The 17,046-nt window shown below is 56.5% G+C and carries 18 protein-coding genes; 9 read left to right on the forward strand and 9 right to left on the reverse strand.

Going from position 1 to position 17,046, the window contains the following annotated elements; all coding sequences use genetic code 11:
• Window positions 1–17: 17 nt before the first annotated feature.
• From ABK249_RS01515 to ABK249_RS01535, 5 genes are all read right to left on the reverse strand, one after another.
• Window positions 18–1,673 (reverse strand): RNA-binding domain-containing protein, encoded by a 1,656-nt coding sequence (locus ABK249_RS01515; protein WP_348862011.1) that lies wholly within the window; start codon window positions 1,671–1,673, stop codon window positions 18–20.
• Window positions 1,674–1,682: 9 nt separating this feature from the next.
• The gene (locus tag ABK249_RS01520) at window positions 1,683–3,650 is read right to left on the reverse strand and encodes a site-specific DNA-methyltransferase (RefSeq protein ID WP_348862012.1); all 1,968 of its coding nucleotides are present in this window, start codon (window positions 3,648–3,650) and stop codon (window positions 1,683–1,685) included.
• Window positions 3,628–4,419 carry a DUF4391 domain-containing protein gene (locus tag ABK249_RS01525; RefSeq protein ID WP_348862310.1) on the reverse strand — a complete coding sequence of 264 codons (792 nt, stop codon included), beginning with the start codon at window positions 4,417–4,419 and terminating at the stop codon, window positions 3,628–3,630. The genes ABK249_RS01520 and ABK249_RS01525 overlap by 23 nt, the downstream gene beginning before the upstream one ends.
• Window positions 4,419–7,691, reverse strand: a complete 3,273-nt coding sequence (locus ABK249_RS01530) for a helicase-related protein (RefSeq protein ID WP_348862013.1) — start codon at window positions 7,689–7,691, stop codon at window positions 4,419–4,421. The genes ABK249_RS01525 and ABK249_RS01530 overlap by 1 nt, the downstream gene beginning before the upstream one ends.
• Before the next feature lie 250 nt (window positions 7,692–7,941).
• The gene (locus ABK249_RS01535) at window positions 7,942–9,750 is read right to left on the reverse strand and encodes a site-specific integrase (protein ID WP_348862014.1); all 1,809 of its coding nucleotides are present in this window, start codon (window positions 9,748–9,750) and stop codon (window positions 7,942–7,944) included.
• A 269-nt stretch (window positions 9,751–10,019) separates the two neighbouring features.
• Here ABK249_RS01535 and ABK249_RS01540 point away from each other — a divergent pair, with 269 nt between their 5' ends.
• The 8 genes from ABK249_RS01540 to ABK249_RS01575 all read left to right on the forward strand — a co-directional run bounded on the left by ABK249_RS01540 (window position 10,020) and on the right by ABK249_RS01575 (window position 14,079).
• Complete coding sequence (locus ABK249_RS01540; protein WP_152601291.1) at window positions 10,020–10,226, forward strand: hypothetical protein; 207 nt, start codon at window positions 10,020–10,022, stop codon at window positions 10,224–10,226.
• Window positions 10,227–10,476: 250 nt separating this feature from the next.
• Window positions 10,477–10,686: a cold-shock protein gene (locus ABK249_RS01545; RefSeq protein ID WP_037159894.1), complete on the forward strand. Its 210-nt coding sequence runs from the start codon at window positions 10,477–10,479 to the stop codon at window positions 10,684–10,686.
• A gap of 170 nt (window positions 10,687–10,856) precedes the next feature.
• On the forward strand, window positions 10,857–11,237 hold the full coding sequence (locus ABK249_RS01550; protein WP_037158504.1) for a DUF6481 family protein: 381 nt from the start codon (window positions 10,857–10,859) through the stop codon (window positions 11,235–11,237).
• Between the two features lie 86 nt (window positions 11,238–11,323).
• Window positions 11,324–12,394, forward strand: a complete 1,071-nt coding sequence (locus ABK249_RS01555; protein WP_348862311.1) for a fatty acid desaturase — start codon at window positions 11,324–11,326, stop codon at window positions 12,392–12,394.
• A gap of 181 nt (window positions 12,395–12,575) precedes the next feature.
• On the forward strand, window positions 12,576–12,785 hold the full coding sequence (locus tag ABK249_RS01560; RefSeq protein ID WP_037158507.1) for a cold-shock protein: 210 nt from the start codon (window positions 12,576–12,578) through the stop codon (window positions 12,783–12,785).
• Between the two features lie 112 nt (window positions 12,786–12,897).
• Window positions 12,898–13,068: a hypothetical protein gene (locus ABK249_RS01565; RefSeq protein WP_348862015.1), complete on the forward strand. Its 171-nt coding sequence runs from the start codon at window positions 12,898–12,900 to the stop codon at window positions 13,066–13,068.
• 427 nt (window positions 13,069–13,495) lie between these two features.
• Window positions 13,496–13,735 carry a DUF982 domain-containing protein gene (locus ABK249_RS01570; protein ID WP_037158510.1) on the forward strand — a complete coding sequence of 80 codons (240 nt, stop codon included), beginning with the start codon at window positions 13,496–13,498 and terminating at the stop codon, window positions 13,733–13,735.
• Window positions 13,736–13,812: 77 nt separating this feature from the next.
• Complete coding sequence (locus ABK249_RS01575) at window positions 13,813–14,079, forward strand: DUF982 domain-containing protein (protein WP_052183153.1); 267 nt, start codon at window positions 13,813–13,815, stop codon at window positions 14,077–14,079.
• 83 nt (window positions 14,080–14,162) lie between these two features.
• On the opposite strand, the gene ABK249_RS01580 is transcribed toward ABK249_RS01575, so the two are convergent.
• The 4 genes from ABK249_RS01580 to ABK249_RS01595 all read right to left on the reverse strand — a co-directional run bounded on the left by ABK249_RS01580 (window position 14,163) and on the right by ABK249_RS01595 (window position 15,401).
• Window positions 14,163–14,423, reverse strand: coding sequence for a DUF1488 family protein (locus ABK249_RS01580; protein ID WP_037158513.1), 261 nt, complete (start codon window positions 14,421–14,423; stop codon window positions 14,163–14,165).
• 54 nt (window positions 14,424–14,477) lie between these two features.
• Window positions 14,478–14,771, reverse strand: coding sequence for a hypothetical protein (locus tag ABK249_RS01585; RefSeq protein WP_081953021.1), 294 nt, complete (start codon window positions 14,769–14,771; stop codon window positions 14,478–14,480).
• A gap of 118 nt (window positions 14,772–14,889) precedes the next feature.
• Window positions 14,890–15,135: a hypothetical protein gene (locus ABK249_RS01590; protein WP_037158516.1), complete on the reverse strand. Its 246-nt coding sequence runs from the start codon at window positions 15,133–15,135 to the stop codon at window positions 14,890–14,892.
• A 68-nt stretch (window positions 15,136–15,203) separates the two neighbouring features.
• Complete coding sequence (locus ABK249_RS01595) at window positions 15,204–15,401, reverse strand: hypothetical protein (protein WP_037158519.1); 198 nt, start codon at window positions 15,399–15,401, stop codon at window positions 15,204–15,206.
• 645 nt (window positions 15,402–16,046) lie between these two features.
• Here ABK249_RS01595 and ABK249_RS01600 point away from each other — a divergent pair.
• Window positions 16,047–16,820, forward strand: a complete 774-nt coding sequence (locus ABK249_RS01600; RefSeq protein ID WP_227701980.1) for a hypothetical protein — start codon at window positions 16,047–16,049, stop codon at window positions 16,818–16,820.
• Window positions 16,821–17,046: the final 226 nt, after the last annotated feature.

The following is a 17,046-nucleotide window of genomic DNA, read 5'->3' on the forward strand; positions in this document are numbered from 1 at the left end:
CGTAGGATGTTCGCTCTTTATTCCACGAGACGCCACTCAGGAGATGCTGTCGAACCGAAATTACGAATTCGCCCTTTCCTCCGTAAGGCACTCAAAAGATTACCAATTTTATGCGTCTTTTGCGTTTCGTTCAGCACGTCGCTCAGCTTTTTCCTCAGAAGGTCATCCAGCTCCTTACGTGAAGCGTGTCCGAACTCTCGTAGATATCCGACGACCAACTCTTCGTAATGATAATCGTCGAATGCCCGCGACTTGATGTATTGGGCTTTCTGCGAGGTCGCGTCGGCGACCCTGGCTGATATGAAGAAGTTGGGTTTGCGCCCCTCGATTAAGCGCGCCTGCTTGAGATGCCGTACGGCGTCTTCGGTAATCGGCAAATGCTTCTGAACCCGGTCCAAAGCCAAGACGTCGGCAAGCGGCAGTCGGGTCTGCTGCATCAGCAACTGGCTGTAGGCCTCATCGACAACGCGGCCGTGGATGGTCAGGCGAACCACCTCCGGTTCTGTCAGATCATAGTCAGGCAGGGGCAGAAAACGCTCACGCTGACGGCGATAGATATCCTGAATGCCATAGCCCATGTGATCGATCATGTTCAGTTCGGTCATGGCATTGATCAGAAAGGGGTTGCGATACCGACGAGGCACCCGATCTCCCAAAACATAATCATCCGGCTGCCCTTCAAAGAAGGTCCCTTCATTCTCCAGGATAAGCCGATCCAGCCGCTCCGTAACAACAATCCTGGCGGAGCGAGCGTAATCCTGATGGGCTATGCAGTTGTGGAGCGCTTCGAGCACGACCCTCTGATCGTACTTCGCCACCTCATGCGGAAGCAGCTCATTTTCCGGCAGCAAGCGCAGTTGGATGTTGCGAATACGGCTGAAGATCTGGGAGGTGGCCAGCAGGAAGGGCGGACCGAAGTGCTCGTAGGCACGCTCTTCGCCTTCAAGCTTCCAGGTGATTTCGGCAGGATGCGGACTGAGCCTCCAGGCAGACTCTGCTCTGCCGAGCAACAGAAGAGTGGCACGCGTGATCGCGCCATTCTGTGTCAGCTTGGCTCGGTCCAGGAAGGCTACATCGCTCCAGCCAGCAATGTCCTCAGCTTTGAAACGGTTGGCATGTTTGGCGGCAAAACGTTGCCGCGCAACCTTCAGCGCCTCGGCGTCTAAGTCCGCGATACTCGCGCCCTCGACAAGCTGCGCTGTCCAATCGGTTGCGAGAGTCTGTGCCCGGATCTCGTCCAGCTTGTCCTGACCCAAGGCAACGAGACTCTCACCTGCCCGACCGTAATAGTGACCGTTCCAGTTGATCGGCATGCCACGCGGCGCCGGCGGTATTTCGAACAAAACCACCCGGCCGTCCGGATGGTTCAGCACATAGATTTCACGAACTGTGAAACTGCCGGTGCCACTGAGAATGGAATTTTTGTCAACCTCAAGATGGGTCGGGTTTTCCTTGTAGGACGTGCCGACAACGTCGCGCTTCTTGTCGTCAACACCGAACACCAACCAAGCCCGTTCACGGCCCCGGAGATTGGCCTCGTTTGCAAGTGCCGAAACATATTTGCCAAGATCGCTGCTCGAAAAGCCGTCCTTTCCGCGCTTGAACTCGACCACCTCGCTCTCCCAATGGGAGATGAGCTGGTTCAACAGGGCGGAAAGCGCAGCATGATCCATGGCGGGACCTCAGATCGACTTGACGTCGGTGGTCGGGGAGAGCTGGCGGAAAATCTGTTCGACATTGATCTTCACCGCGTCGGACACAAAGCCATTGTCGCGGAAGACGACGCGGAGCGGTTCGCGCTTTGCCAGGTCCTTCACCAGATCCTCGGTCACACCCTTGTCGAAGCAGGCAACAAGGGCGTTGCCGTCGACGAAGAATACGGTCTTGCCTTGTATAATCTCGCGGCGGATCGGCAGCGTCAGGTCCACGCCCCAATCAACCAAAACCTGAAACAGCAGATCTTCGGTCGTGCGGTCTTCCTTGACGTTGTCGACTATGTTGAGCAGGTCGGTCTGTTTGAGCTCGTCAGGACGGTAATAGACATCCTTCATGTTCGACGCGTCCACTTTGAGCACGCGGAAGCCGACGTCTCGGTTCCAGTCTGGATGGCACTCGCCTTGAAGGATTCTCCTACCAGCCCGGCGAATACGTTCTTTTGAGAGCTCGGCAATGGTCGCATATCCTTGCTTGAAGGCATCTTCTTTCGAGTTAATTTTCTCCGGAACCTGAACACAGATCCAACCAAGGTTCTTACCTGTCTCGGCCGCCTGAGCCATCACGGCATGTGCTGTCGTCCCAGACCCAGCGAAAAAGTCGAGAACGACATCGCCCGCCTCTGCGCAAACGAGCTCGGTGAAGAATTTAATCAAGTCGGTCGGCTTTGCGAATTCGAAGGGGATCTCAAGCTTCTTCAACTCTGCAGAGCTATGACGACTTTGGAACTTTTCCAAGATATTTCCGGGGAGTTGCCCGTCTCTAAGGCGGTCATTAAGCCATATCTTATAGTAAACGTTCCATTTAGCAGGAGACCCATCAGGGTGGATTAGCGAGCTTCGTTCAGACGCTACGAATGATATGTTTCCCTTGCTTTTTTCTTCCTTGAAACGATCGTAGGTCCAGCGCCAAACACCGTCGCCATCGAGTGGCGCCACTTTAAACCCCTCTTCCTTCACTTGTGGAAATGTGGACCCAGGAGGTATGAGCAACTTTCCATCGGGATCTTCTATGAAGTATCGCTGATTTGCGCGCGCATCGAGCATCGCTTGATACAGCCCCATCGATCTGTAACGCTCGCCCTTGCGAGGACCATCCGCTTCGACGCTGGTATATACCGTGTCTATTACGTTTTGACTGATCGGCTCCCTAAAGGGAGCCAGCTCAAATACATTCTTCGCAAACACGAGCACGTAATCTACTGAGGGAGAAAAATGTACGCCCTTCTGCCCCCCCGTTTTCATTACCCGCGAGCATATCGTTACAAAATTTTTCTCGCCAAATATTTCAAAGCAAATTTGAAGTAGAGTTCCGGCTTCTTCCTGTCCGATAGATATAAATATAGCACCATTGTCCGCCAAGAGGTTTCTGGCGAGCCGAAGTCTCGGATAAATCATGCTCAACCAGTCCGAATGAAACCGCCCATTCGAATCAAGATTGGCAATCATCCTTCCACCGTCATCATTCACCTGTCCTGAGATACTAAGCCAATCCCCTCTTGTTGCCGAATATTTGTCATTATATATGAAATCGTTTCCGGTGTTATATGGCGGATCGATGTAAATCATCTTCACTTTACCAAGGAGGCTTGATTGAATAATCTTCAGGGCTTCAAGATTATCACCTTCTATGAACATATTCTTCGTTTGATCGAAGATGACGCTTTCGTCTACGGCCGGACGTAGAGTTTTCATGATCGGGGCATTTGAAGTTATCAAAGCCTCGCGCTTGCCCGGCCAATCAAGTCGATAGCGCTCCTGCGGCCCCTCAACAATACTGTCGCTCAACTCCTGGCGAAGCTGATCGAAATCCACGGCCAGGCGGAGTTTGCCAGTCACCTCGTCACGCGCTTCGGTCACGCAGCCTGGAAACAGACGGCGGATCCTGGCGATGTTCTCTTGGGTCAGATCCGGGCTATGCATCTTCAGCTTGTCCATTGTCGTTCTCTTGGTCCTTGCTTGGTGCGCTTGCCGCACGTGCGTTCAACAGCCGCTCCAGCTCCTGCGTGGCGGCGCGCAGCTCTGCATTGATGGCGACACGTTTATTGAATTGTCTCTCGCGGGCCAAGCGCGTCTTGATCCGCTCGATCTCGCGTGTCTTCGCCTTGACCGCCTCCGCATGGGCAATCCTCGCCTCGAGCGACAGTGGACCGTCCGAGCGGGGCACGGCGAAGGGTGATTGCGGATCTTCTGCGAAACCTGACGCTGGATTAGACAAAAGCTTGACCGCCTGTCGCTCAACCAGCGGGCTTAAAAGCAGCTCGTACAGTGCGCCCATGCTCAGCGCCACCGGTAACGGCATGCGCGGCGCGTCCTCCGGCTGCCATTCCCCCTCGAAATAGTCGCCGAGGACCCATTTCGAGCTGTCCGCTTCGCTCGGCCGCTTATAGGCCGCCGCGAACTTCACTCTGCCGTTATGGGTGAGCTCGAACAGCAAGGGGAAGGGAATGGCGCGATCAATCGCGCGCAGGGCCTCCAGATCAAGACTGCTCTCTCGCTGGCTGACATGGAAGACCTGGATTTCGCTCACGGACTTCGAGGCTGGCAGGTTAATCGTTTCCGGCGCCAGCTTGTGCGCCCAGACGATCTGATCGACCTCGCGCACGAACAGATCCTTGAGCGCAGTACCCGCGCCTGCGTGTTCATAGATCTTGTTCTTGGGGATCACCCGCCCGAAGGCGGTCGCCCGCGGCCAGTCGTAGAGCATCACCGCTCCGTCTCCTCGACCCGCAGGAAGGCGATGAGTTCGAAATCATCCAATCCGCGGATCGTATGCGTCAGTGCCGTCGTTCGCCCGCCACTGAACAGGCTGTCGATGTCCTTCTCTTCCTTGACCTCGATCATCGATCGAATGGCCTGGCTGAGCAGATCGGAGTAGCGCCCCATCTGGCGGCCATCATCCGTCCGTTCGTTGAATAGACGGCAGACTACCGGGATCGGTTCGGAGCGCCCCTTGCAGCTTGTGCGGATCAGGTCGAGCAGCCGTTTGACCTCCGTATGATCCGCGACGATCTCACCGGGGTCATCGATATAGACCAGGTAGAAGGGATGCAGGCGGTTCTGCTGATTGATGTTGACGCTGTCGTGGATGTTCTTGAGCGCGAAGATTATGCCCGGGCGCAGCCCCAGTTCCGGTGCTGCCGGCACGACGGCATGCATGCCATAAGGCATGCTTTCGAGGTCGCCATGATCCTTGACGTAGTTCAGAAGGTCCATCCTGAAGTCGTTGAGCCCAAGATCGGTGATCGAGATACCGGCCTTGACGTCCTCAAGCTCAATAACCTCGTCCTGCAGACGCTTCAGTTGCTCCTTTCGGTAGGCGATGTCACTCGACTTCGCGGTCAAGACGTTGTCGTCGCCGGTCGCAGTCACGTCGGCGATAACCATCCGGTTTTCGACGCGTTCCTTGAGATTGATGTATTCGTCGAGCGTGATATCAGGCCAGTAGTTGACGAGCTGGATCTGGTCGTTGGGCGAACCGATGCGGTCGATACGGCCGAACCGCTGGATGATGCGGACCGGGTTCCAGTGGATGTCATAGTTCACCAGGAAGTCGCAGTCCTGCAGGTTCTGGCCTTCGGATATGCAATCCGTGCCGATCAGGATGTCCAGCTCCGCCGTCTCATGCGGCAGCACGACAGCCTTCTCTTTCGAGCGCGGGGAGAAGAGGGTCAGGACGCTCTGGAAGTCATAGGATTTCCTCAGCGTGGTTTTCGGCGAGCCGGAGCCGGTCACCTCGCCCACGTGGAGCCCGAGCTCCTGCGCAACGGGCGCCAGGTTCGCGAACAGGTAGTTGGCCGTGTCGGCGAAGGCGGTGAACACGATGACCTTCCGGTTACCCGGATTGAGAGGCTCGGCAACCTTCTGCTTCAGAAGCGTAATGAGGTGCTGAAGCTTGGCGTCGTCCGCAGGCGTCACCTTATCCATCGAAGCAATCAGTGCATCGATTAAGGTTCGATCGGCCGCGAGATCATGTCTCCAGGAAGGCAGATCCATGTCGGCGAGGCTGATCTGAACCTTCTTGCCAACGGTGAACTCATCGAGCCCTGCGAGGTCTTCATCCTCCGGATCGAAATTACTGATGTCCTCTAGATGATCGCTGATACTGCCGCTACGCCCGGTTCGCTCATATTCCGCAATGGCGTCGAGTGCCCGCGTGATGTTGCCGCCAAGCGCCCGCAAGGTGAGGCGGAACGCTTCCACCGAGCTTTCCAGGCGCTTCAGCAGATTGGTCGTCATCAGAGCCTGAAGGCTTCGCTCGCGGTCTGCCTGCCGTAGCTTGCCACGACCGCCCTCAACTTGCGTGTCGTAGATCGCCTCGTACTTCGGGAGGCGGCTGGACAGGATGTAGCTGATCGGCGCATAGACCGCGAGCTTGAGCAGGGACAGTTGGCCGAAGATCTCGTTCAAGCCCATCACATCCGGTCGCTGTGTGATCGGGCAATGGAACGACAGAGGTTTCCGGCGTTGGGGAAATTTGCCGATGTCCTTGGTGTCGTAGAAGGTCTCGATATGCTTGCGCGACCTGGCGATGGTGACCGCATCGAGAAGCTCAAAGAAATCGAAATCAAGCGTGCGCAGGATCGACGCTGCGGTCCGCTCGTTGGGCGGCAGGGCGGACCATTCGTTGAACGCCTTCTGTGCGCGGCGAAAGATCTCCTCGATGCTAGTCTGGGACTTCAAGCTCTTGCTGAGCGCATCTGACTGGCCCTCATAGGCAAGTGCGAGCTGATTGCGCAGATCGTTGAAACGGTTATTGACCGGTGTCGCGGACAGCATCAGGACCTTGGTCTTGACCCCAGCGCGGATGACCTTGTTCATCAGCTTCTGATACCGCGTCTCCCGGTCCTTGTAGACGTCATTGTTCCGGAAGTTATGAGACTCGTCGATCACCACCAGGTCATAGTTGCCCCAGTTCACCCGGTTCAACGGTATGCCGAAGGACTCGCCCGACGTGCGCGACAGATCCGTGTGGCAGAGGACGTCATAGTTGAAGCGGTCCTTGGCGAAGATGTTCGTGGTGAGATTGGTGTTGTAGTTCCGCCAGTTATCCGCCAACTTCTTCGGGCAGAGAACCAGTACGGACTTGTTTCGCAGCTCGTAGTATTTGACGACAGCCAGTGCGGTGAAGGTTTTGCCCAGACCGACAGAGTCGGCCAGGATGCAGCCGTTGTAGGTTTCGAGCTTGTTAATGATCCCCGTTGCCGCGTCTCGCTGGTAGTTGAATAGCTTGTTCCAGACGATGCTGTCGCGATAGCCGGTCAGATCATTCGGCAGAACGTCCTCGTCGACATCCTCGAGGAATTCACGAAAGATGTTGTAGAGCATCAGGAAGTAGACGCGCTCGGGCCCATTCTCCTGATAGACGGACTCAATGTGGTCGCACACGGCGTCCGTTACATCCCGGAGTTTGTCTGCGTCGTTCCAGATCTGGTTAAAGAGCTGGAGGTAGACGCTGGCGTGGGCCGGCTCATCCATACGGGTCACGAAGTTCGAAACGGCATTCCCCTTTTGGTAGCCGAGATCAACGGCTGTGAACCCGCTAATCGGCATGTAGGCCACTGCGGCGCCATTCGTCTCCACATGAGCGAATGGCTGCATGGCGGCCTGGGTCGCGTTGGATTTGAACCGAGCCTTCTTTCGGATCCACGCTGCACATTCCCGAGCCACCGCGCGTTGAGTCAGCTTGTTTCGAAGCTTGATCTCAAATTCGCTGCCGTAAAGGCTGCTTTCGCGCCCGGCCTTTGGAATGAAGAACTCGCGTTTCTCTTTCCTCAATTTGTCGGTGGCTTCCGTCGGCACGAATGTCGGAGCCGTGAAAATGAACTGCAGGCTCTCAATCTTGGATAACTCAGACTTCAGGGCCTCATAGGCGTAGATCGAGAAGCACGACGCCGCGATCTTGACGCGAGATCCTCGGCCGATCGTTTCCTTCAGATCGTCACCGAGGAGCTGGGAGGTGCTGTCGATGATCTTCATTCGGTAACACCCTGCAACGCAGCCAGCCTTAAAAAAATGCACCCCCCGCAGATCATCACCTCTCCCCCAAATTCTCCGCGCAATTCTGTAAAAACTTCCAAGTAGTTATAGCGGTAAAAATTATTCCTCGGGTCTCTTTGATCAGCACGCAAAAGCAACGTTTAAAGAGCAATCAATAAGTGCGTCAGAACCACAAGTCTAGGGATCAGAGGTGCCCTCGATGGGCAGCCTGCACGATCTATAATGCCCGCTATTCACGAAGATGCTCAAGCTCCAATCCCGGGTACGCAATCGCATTGATCAGCTCAGAACGCTGGTCCAGCATGCCCTGGGTCAAGACACCATAGCCCCTGGTCACGCGATTGCCGCTGACATGACCGAAGATGAAGTTAAACTGCTCGTCGAGATAGCCTGCGCGTCTCAGCGCATCAAATGCCCCATGGCGAAAGGAATACAGAGAAAGCCCTCTGCCCTTTTTCAAGCCGATCTTCTCCAGATATCGCCCAAAATCGCGACTGAAGTCGGAAATCATTTGACCGCGGGAGTTGCGGGTAGCGGACGGGAAAACGCGCGAATGCCCCGCACTCCTAATGTTCGCGAGGTAGTCGAGGAGGCCGAGCCGTACGAGTTCATTGTGAATGGGCACCGCACGACGCGATCCATCGGTCTTCAGGCTCTTGATATCCTGGTCGTCGTCGTCACCGGTTTCCGTTATGTCGAGGATCCACGTGTTACCTTCTTGGCGAACATCTGCGAGAGATAGTTGTGCAATCTCCGCCGGCCGGGCACCGGAATAGAGCATGATAAGCGGAACCCAGAAGCGGTGATCCCTAATGCGAACCGCGCCCGGCTTGTTCCAGAAGCGAGGCGCGTCATCGCTTTCGCAACCAGTGAAGAGTGGTGATCGGAAGAGCGCGTTCATCTGGTCGGACGTGAACGGAAATACCTTCTTACGCTTGTCCTTCGCGAGGAACATGCCCTCGGTCGGATTGCTCTCAATGTATCCGTGAGCTGCGAGCCAATTGCAGAAAGCCGCGAGACTGGAAAGGTAGCGGTTTATAGTGCGCGTGCTCAGCACCGGCTTACCGACTGTCTTATTGTGTTCGACTATCTGGGCGATCTTCATACCGTCGAACGCCTTGGTCTCGGTCGCCTTGACGGGGTAAAGCATCAAGAGCGCTTTCCATTCTCGGACGGCCTTCTTGTCGATCCTTGATGCCGGGCAAGTGGCGCCGACATGCTGCACAAATGTGCCTATGTCGCGCCTGGCCTGAGCGATGGTGTCCTTGGCAATGCTCTTTGGATTTTCACGGACGTATGTCTCGAACAATTCCATGATGGTTTCGCCAGGGGCGGCGACTTGCCGCGGTTTCGCGAAAGCCGGCTTCACGATTGGATCTGTCGGCACTCCGGAATAGTTGCCGGCGTCGCGCTCCAACGTGCGTTCGAGCGCCTGTATCTCGGCTCGGATCATAAGGAACGCGAGTTCACGGAATTCGCCTGAGCCATCGTTAACCAGCAGGCCATGCCGCTGGATGAATTCCCGAGTGGCACGCTCGATCAGTTTGTCATCGCCGCTTGCCAGATCTCGTCTGAGAGCGGCAAGACGCCGTGCCCGGAGGTTTGCATTGTCTTCGCGGGCTCTTTTCATCAACTCGAGGTCTGCATACCCGTTGATCATGCCAACCATGTCACCGGAATGGATCTCACCGCGGTCGATGCGCTGCCAAACCCTGGAAACCTCTTCTTCCATTTCGCTGGCAGTCGGCATGGTGCGGCGTGTCTCCGCATCCTCGAAAAGGTGGGTTTCATAATGTTCCCAGACCGCGAGAGCCTTGTCCTGATCTGTCACTTCGCGACGAGACCGGATCTCCTCGAACAGGGCGTCCCATTTCTGGAGTTCAGGATAGAGCCGCTGCTTCGCAACGGCCTCGTCCTTGGTGCGCAGCGATATCTTCTTGTCCTCGCTTTGGAAGTGGTCCCTGAGATCTGCGGGGAAGTAGATACGGGCATAATAGGTGCCGCCTTCGCGACGGATGAGATTGGAACGTCGGGCCATTGAGGAACTCTCGGAACACCTTTCCGGAACAGGTAACCGGAACAGGTAACCGGAACACCTCTAGACGAGAAGTGCCTTTTAATGCAATATGTTGAACTGGAGCAAAGCATTAGAAAAAGTTGGATTATGTTCCAGGTTCCCCAGCCAATTCTCGCTAGATCCCCTTAATTCCTTGATTTTCCAGTCGTGCCGGATCCCGTTTTGGCGTCATTGGCGACCTGATGCCCAGAACTGATGCCCAAAGGTGATGCCCATAGCCGAGGAGGAGTGTGGCGTCGCTGGTGTTGCCGGTTCCCAATGAGCTGATCCGTTTAGGGTTTGAAGATTATTGCATCGCCGTAGTGCTTCGCGACCATGCCGGCCGCATCCTGATGGCGACCCGGCGGGACGCCACGGATGTGGCGCTCGACCGCGTTTGGACCTGCCATATCGAAGCGCCTCGAGATAAGCACCGAGGAATTGCCGACTGCGGATAGGCACAACGGCGACAACGGCATAGATGCGCCTCGCTCCAATGCTACCTGTAATTGTAAATCACCTTACCCTGAAGCCAAAATTTGACACTTGATCGTCGATGCTGTAAGCAACATTCATCGATGCTTTGTTTGCCGATATTTTGTTTTTGCTGCGCCTCGCGCTTCTTGACGAACTTTCCCTCTCAAAAGTCGAAACAACCGTCGTGCGTCGCCCGGCGGTAGGAACAATGTTGCTATGAAAGGATTCGTCATGACCACTGGCACAGTTAAATGGTTCAACGCCACCAAAGGCTTCGGCTTCATCCAGCCTGACGACGGCAGTGCCGACGTCTTCGTTCACATCTCTGCCGTCGAGCGCGCCGGCATGCGTTCTATCGTCGAAGGCCAGAAGCTTAGTTTCGAACTGGAACGCGATCACAAGTCGGGCAAGATGTCCGCCGGCCAGCTGCAGGCCGCTTAAAGCTCTGGTTCGTCATGACCGCGGATGTACCGGCATGGCGGCAAAAGTTTGCGAGGGCCAGGCTATTGTCTGGCCTTTTCTGTTAACGGCATGGCCGGCGCGGATATCCGCGCGACTTTCGGCCGGCCTGTATACCGGCCTTTGACGGCTTGTTGACGAGGAAGACAAGATTGAGACACCCTAACGACAACAGCTTTGCGGAACGCCGCAAAACCGCGGCGGATGCCAGGCGGGAGCTTTTGGCGAAATTCGCGTCCGCTCCGAAACCGAGCGATCCCGCGATGCAGGAACGGCGCGCCGCGCGTGAAGCCATTGTCGCAGCCCGGGAGGCTCGCCGTGCCGAACGCGATGCCCTGAAGGCGGCGGAGAGCGAACGTATTCTGATGGAAGCGGCAGCCTTGACGGCAGCCGCGGAAGCCCATGAGAAGGCCGAGGCGGAAGCCCGGCAGGCGGAAATCAACGATCGCATTTCCCGCGTCGTCGCCGATGAAGCCGCCCGCAAGGCCGAACGCGATCGCCGCTACGCGGCCCGTAAGGCCCGTCAACGCTGACGGTTGAAAGATGTGCCTTGAAGCGGGCAGGTAAATCCCGCTTCGATGGCGCTCACGCCGAGGCCAAGAAAAGCGAATGGAATTCCATGAACGCCAATGTCTATGCAATTGACGCGGCTTCCGGAGACGATGCCGGTATCTGGCTGAAGATCCTTTCGAAATACCGGCAGCCGCATTCCGGGCGGAGCGTTTTCGAGCTCCTCGTGACGGTTTTCCCTTTCGCAGCCTTCTGGGCCGGGGCCTATATCTCCGTCTTCCAGGGGTTCTGGCCGGGACTGATCCTTGTCCTGCCGGCTGCCGCCTTTTTGCTGCGCCTTTTCATGATCCAGCATGATTGTGGACATGGCTCGTTTTTTGGTCGCCGGCGTCTCGATACCTGGACCGGCCGTGTCATCGGCGTGCTGACGTTGACGCCCTATGACTACTGGCGGCGGGCGCATGCCGGCCACCATGCCTCGGCGGGAAACCTCGATGAACGGGGTGTCGGCGACATCACCACGCTGACTGTCGCCGAATATTATTCCCTTTCCTGGTCGAGACGTCTGGCCTATCGGCTCTATCGGCACCCGCTCGTGATGTTCGGCGTCGGACCTGCATGGCTTTTTCTCCTCAAGCAGCGCCTGCCCTTCGGCATGATGGGCTCCGGGGTCATGCCATGGATGTCCACCATGGCAACGAACCTGGCGGTCGCAATTCTGACCGTCCTTATGATATGGGCCGTCGGGCTCATCCCGTTCCTGCTGATCCATCTGCCGGTCGTGCTTATCGCGGGAGCGGCCGGCGTGTGGCTTTTCTACGTCCAGCACCAGTTCGAGGAGACGCACTGGTCGAAAACAGCCGAATGGCAGTTTCCTGAGGCTGCGCTTCATGGCGCCTCCCATTACGATCTGCCGCCGGTGCTCCGCTGGATGACCGGAAATATCGGCGTTCACCACGTCCATCACCTGTCGAGCAGGATTCCCTATTACAGGCTGCCGGAGGTATTGCGCGACCATCCAGAACTGGGGGATATCGGCCGCATAACCCTGTGGCAGAGCCTGCAATGCGTCAGGCTCGTGCTCTGGGACGAAAGGAGCGGCAAGCTGGTTTCGTTCCGGGATGCCGCCAAGGTGGCCAGGCCGCCAGGTTGCGGCCTCAATCCCCGAACACAACCTTAATTAATTGCCGCCACATCTTGTTCTCACCACAGTTGAAGCCTATACGTATCTCATCGACTTTGCTTGTTGAGCTACGTTTCTGCACCGCAGGTGCCCGAGCTGATCTTCCCTCTCAAACTCGATTATGACCGCATTCGGCGATCGGCCGGTTGCGAACCCTTGTGATTGAAAGGAAGTCGGCATGAACGATGGTATCGTGAAATTCTTCAACACGGCAAAAGGCTTCGGCTTCATTCAGCCCTCCGATGGCTCCAAGGATGTGTTCGTTCACATCTCCGCCGTCGAACGCTCGGGCATGACCTACCTCAGTGAAGGCCAGAAGGTCAGCTATGACCTCGTGACGGACAAGCGCTCGGGCAAAAGCGCGGCCGAAAACCTTCAGACTGCCTAACCCACCAAGCTTCCGGTCTTTGACCGCGGATGTACCGGCACAGATCGTCGAAGCCTTGAGGAGGCCGGGTTCTCACCCGGCCTTTTGTTTTTCTTTCACGAAAGCGATTTTTATGAAAAAGACAGACGCACAACAGCAATCGAAGAGAGCTGAACGCCAGGTGGCGAATACCAGCGGAGGCGGGCATCTCGGCGGCACGAATTTCGGCCAGGCTTATGATGCCAAGACATCGTCGGCGAAAGGCAAGCAGGACAAGGGCCGCAGACATACCGGCAAGAACTGACCGGCTTCCCCCATCACCGGTCGGAAGATGAGCCCGCCAGAAATGGCGGGTTTCTTTGTCGGCGAATCCGCCTGATCCGTCGAAGCCGTATTCCCGGGCACTATCACGACGATAATCCGGGGAAACTTCGCATTGGCGCGACATTTGCCAAACAAACGGCCGCCCCGGCCTTTGTTAAGACTTAATCACACTTCATCATTGATAGTCGGCAACAACTGATACGGGCGTTGTCGTAAGGGCGGCCAAAGTGCCCTAGCCCCAATCAAGGAGGACAACATGTCTTCCAGATCCCGACATTTTCTGCACAATTCATATGACATGGTGGCTCCCAGAGCGGTGGCAGGCCTGAGCTTTGCTCTCGTCATCTTCATGTTGTCGGAGGGATGGCTATGGTGAGAGTTCAACTCAGCCGGCCGGGAGGAAAACCATGCTGCTGACAGCACGATGGATGCCCCCGGTGAAAATCGGAAATGCTTCGATCGTCGGCCCTTTGGAGGCTCATCACTTCATGATGAAATCCTGGCCCCATGTGAAAGGGGCGCAGTTTGCGCTGGCGCATATGGCGATACTGGCAGCCCTGGACGGACGCCAGACGCCCCAGGAAGCCCGGGTCTCCTTTGATGGGGCGGTAAGGGAAGCCTGCCTGAATAAGAAGCACTCCATTTGAACATTTAAAAGACGGGCAGCTCCGCGACCCGTCATATTGGCGACGGCACCATATCAGCGATCAGTTATGGAGAACCCGTGGACTCGGACGTCATACGAATTGAATTTAGAACCCGCTGGAAAGTGCCGGTTTATGTGGCTATCGGAGATGAGCCGACCCGAAAGGTCAGTGGCCCTCAAGATGCCCTTCAATATCTGAGTGACAATAGGGCCATCCAGACAGGATTTCCTTACTGGAGAGCGCGCCATCGTTGTTACGATGCGTTGAAAGGCTTGATCACGCCTGAAGAAATGCGCGATGACTTCATCGCGGCATGCGCGCAGGCGGATTTTCGCCTGAGATAGCCGTAGCGTAGCCGGGTGCGTGCGCACTTTGCATTCCGGGTGGCCCTGGACCTTCGCAGGGCACCTCCCGGAGACCGCAAGAGCTAGCCCAGATCCGCAGCTGTGAGCGTATAGGTCGTTCCGCGCTTGGGGTGATAAAGTCTCGTCGCGGCTTCCTGAATATCGGGGCGGGCCGCATCGAAGGCCTTGAGATAGTCCGTCTCCGACATTCCGGCCGACGTCTTTGCGAGCGCGGCCGCCTCCACAAAGAACCGAACCTCGAACATGCCGTCATAGCCGAGAAAGCGCACCACTTTGCGCACATCGTCGAAGCTGCGGCTCGTGTTCGGAAATAGAAGGGTCATGACGGCTCCGCTTCAAAAAATCAGGAATGCCGAAAGACCGGCGCTCTCGATGGATTACTTGTTCTTCAGAAGCCACATCTTGCCAGCCATGGTAATCCCGTGGGCGGCCTCTTGCGTCTTCCCGTCGGGATCGAGACTGCGCAGAAGTCCGAACTCCCGCAATGTGGCCAATGTCGACGACGTGAGAAACTTGATCTTTTGCGGCCGCTCCCGAAACCGGTCGTTCTTTGCATAGGTGACGGCGGCATCAAGGTGCGTCCATTTATCGTCCTCCCGCGGAAACAGGTCCCCTTCCTTGGCGAGTTTCAGGCCCCTGATCTGGGCGGGTGTAAGCGTGATCGTATTCACTGTTCAGTCCTTGCGTGGATAGAAAGATCTTTGAAAATTGTCGCCTATGGTCCCTCTGCCTGCGCTCGGAGGATTATGCGGACATAGCTGTCGGGCAAATCGCATCAGCACCGCCGCTTCAGAATTTCCGTCGCGTCAGCGGATATGCTTCGGCTTCGTAGAGCTTGCGCATCTGCATGCCATCGAAACGCGATTCATCGATTTCCAGCACGGACCCTCGAAGGAGAGAGGCCGGCATATCCTCGATCGCGAAGCGAAGAGCTTCTGCGGCGGAATCGAACCTCTTGTAGCGGAGGCGGCTCCTTCTGTTGATGGTCTTGCACGGGTAAAGCCCCGCACCTGCATTATAGTCGAAAGCCGCCATAAGTCCTGTTCCTTGCGATCGGGGGGAGATTTTGTCGAGGGCGGTCGGGCTTCACCGCTCTGGTGGCGTCAACGGAAAAACGAGGTCAGCCCGACGGTGTCCGTAGCCCGCTTTTCGAGACGCTGCTGCATCTCGGCGAGTTTCGTTTCCCGCTTCCGGAGAACTTGTCTGCTGCGAAAATCCTGCAGCTTCGCGGCATCGGATCCCTCTGCGGGATCTGGACGCTTGAACAGGCCTTCGGCGGCATGGCGGGTTGTCTTGATCATGATTGGCATCCTCAGTATGGCCGCCAGACGAGGGCGTCCGGCACAAACCTCTCCTCCAGCCGGGGGGCCGGAGTTCGCAACGTTCGCAAAATCAGGGTTTGCCAAGCAACCGGCTCAGCCGGGAGGATCAGGTAGCCGAAAGGCTGAAAACGTACCTTTTATATAGTGTTGCAGTGCGTCGCTTTCAAGACGCAGCACGAAGGGTCAAAGCCTTGCTTGCCAAAGGCAGAAATGAAGCTCAAGGTATTTTGTCGGCTGCAACTGGTCAGGGCGCTGCCGCCTGAGGGACGGATGTGCCCTAGCCCCGACAAGAGGAGGACGCGATGTCGTCCCGATCCTCGCATGCCAACTTCCTGCTTTATTTTCAGAAAATGCTCCTGAACGCAGACTGCGAAAGCGGGCGAAATCCAGGAAACCGTAAAGTTGGGATAGTCTCTGCCGCGGCTCGCAGGAGGCGGCACCTTCAGGGCCTGCCGCTCGTCGGTCCGGTAATATCGCCCGCACCCGCCGCTCCCCTGGAAACTCCGGAGAAAAAGCCGAAGCTTCGGTAGCCCCGCAATGCTCTTGGCTATTTCCCGCCCATCCGCGTCGCATCTCGGACCTTCGGCCTGAGATAGGCGGATACGGCCTATTGGAGACAAACTCATGCGCCAACCATCTTACAGGGCACTGGCCCTGACGATAGCTATCCTCCTGCTTTTTGCATCGGTGCTCAGTTCCCAAGCGTTTGGCCAGTCCGCGAAGCCGGTACCTGCAAATGCTCAGGCCAGCCGCTTCGGCTCCGGCTGGGACTGCAACCGTGGCTTTCGAAAGCAGGATGATGCCTGTCATGAAGTGAAGCTTCCGGACAACGCCTTTCTGACGAACACCTCTTACGGCAAAGGCTGGGATTGCCACTATGGCTTTCTCGAAAAGGCTGATCAATGCCTCGCCGTTCAGGTTCCGGAGAATGCCTACATCGACCCGTATTCCGGCGATCGCTGGAGATGCCTGCGTGGTTACCGTCAAAGCGACATGGGCTGCGACCTTATCAAAGTTCCGGAGAACGCATTCTTGTCGGACACGACCCAAGGATCCGGTTGGGAATGCGAGAGGGGTTATCGGACAACCCAACAGGCATGCATCAGGCTCGAAGTCCCCGCCCACGCCTATCTGACAACCGGCGGTGACGAGTGGAGGTGCGATAGAGGCTTTGAGAAGAAGGAGCAGGCGTGTGTCGCCGTCCAGGTTCCGGAGAACGCTGTTTTCGTCGATACGTCCTACGGGCAGAAATGGAAATGCGACCGAGGCTTCGAAACGAGGGCCGATGAATGCTTACGGATCGAGCTTCCTGAGAACGCGCATCTCAACTCGACCGGCAATGGCTGGGACTGTAGTCGTCCCTATCGGCTACGCGGCGGTGTCTGCATCATGGATTGAAAGATAGTGGAGGCGCCATACGGTGCCCCCATCGAATTCATTTGGATTTCTTCCCCAGGCCAAGGCCGCTCTGAGCAAGCTTGACTTGTGCCCCCTGGGCCGCAGCCACTGGAGTTGCGCTCTTATCCTTCTTCGGTTTTCGAGCTTCCCGATTGCTGCGTATTTGACCCTTGGCCATTTTAGTCTCCCCTGTACCGGTGGTGTATGATTATTTCTGTTCGCGACG

It is taken from the genome of Neorhizobium phenanthreniclasticum (assembly GCF_040066075.1).
GTDB classification, from domain to species: Bacteria; Pseudomonadota; Alphaproteobacteria; order Rhizobiales; family Rhizobiaceae; genus Neorhizobium; species Neorhizobium petrolearium.

Bases quoted from the DNA above. Each gene is read 5' to 3' on its own strand.
- ABK249_RS01515 (WP_348862011.1), bottom strand. From the start codon at position 1,673: ATGGATCATGCTGCGCTTTCCGCCCTGTTGAACCAGCTCATCTCCCAT.
- ABK249_RS01520 (WP_348862012.1), bottom strand. From the start codon at position 3,650: ATGGACAAGCTGAAGATGCATAGCCCGGATCTGACCCAAGAGAACATC.
- ABK249_RS01525 (WP_348862310.1), bottom strand. From the start codon at position 4,419: ATGCTCTACGACTGGCCGCGGGCGACCGCCTTCGGGCGGGTGATCCCC.
- ABK249_RS01530 (WP_348862013.1), bottom strand. From the start codon at position 7,691: ATGAAGATCATCGACAGCACCTCCCAGCTCCTCGGTGACGATCTGAAG.
- ABK249_RS01535 (WP_348862014.1), bottom strand. From the start codon at position 9,750: ATGGCCCGACGTTCCAATCTCATCCGTCGCGAAGGCGGCACCTATTAT.
- ABK249_RS01545 (WP_037159894.1), top strand. From the start codon at position 10,477: ATGACCACTGGCACAGTTAAATGGTTCAACGCCACCAAAGGCTTCGGC.
- ABK249_RS01555 (WP_348862311.1), top strand. From the start codon at position 11,324: ATGAACGCCAATGTCTATGCAATTGACGCGGCTTCCGGAGACGATGCC.
- ABK249_RS01560 (WP_037158507.1), top strand. From the start codon at position 12,576: ATGAACGATGGTATCGTGAAATTCTTCAACACGGCAAAAGGCTTCGGC.
- ABK249_RS01565 (WP_348862015.1), top strand. From the start codon at position 12,898: ATGAAAAAGACAGACGCACAACAGCAATCGAAGAGAGCTGAACGCCAG.
- ABK249_RS01570 (WP_037158510.1), top strand. From the start codon at position 13,496: ATGCTGCTGACAGCACGATGGATGCCCCCGGTGAAAATCGGAAATGCT.
- ABK249_RS01580 (WP_037158513.1), bottom strand. From the start codon at position 14,423: ATGACCCTTCTATTTCCGAACACGAGCCGCAGCTTCGACGATGTGCGC.
- ABK249_RS01590 (WP_037158516.1), bottom strand. From the start codon at position 15,135: ATGGCGGCTTTCGACTATAATGCAGGTGCGGGGCTTTACCCGTGCAAG.
- ABK249_RS01595 (WP_037158519.1), bottom strand. From the start codon at position 15,401: ATGATCAAGACAACCCGCCATGCCGCCGAAGGCCTGTTCAAGCGTCCA.
- ABK249_RS01600 (WP_227701980.1), top strand. From the start codon at position 16,047: ATGCGCCAACCATCTTACAGGGCACTGGCCCTGACGATAGCTATCCTC.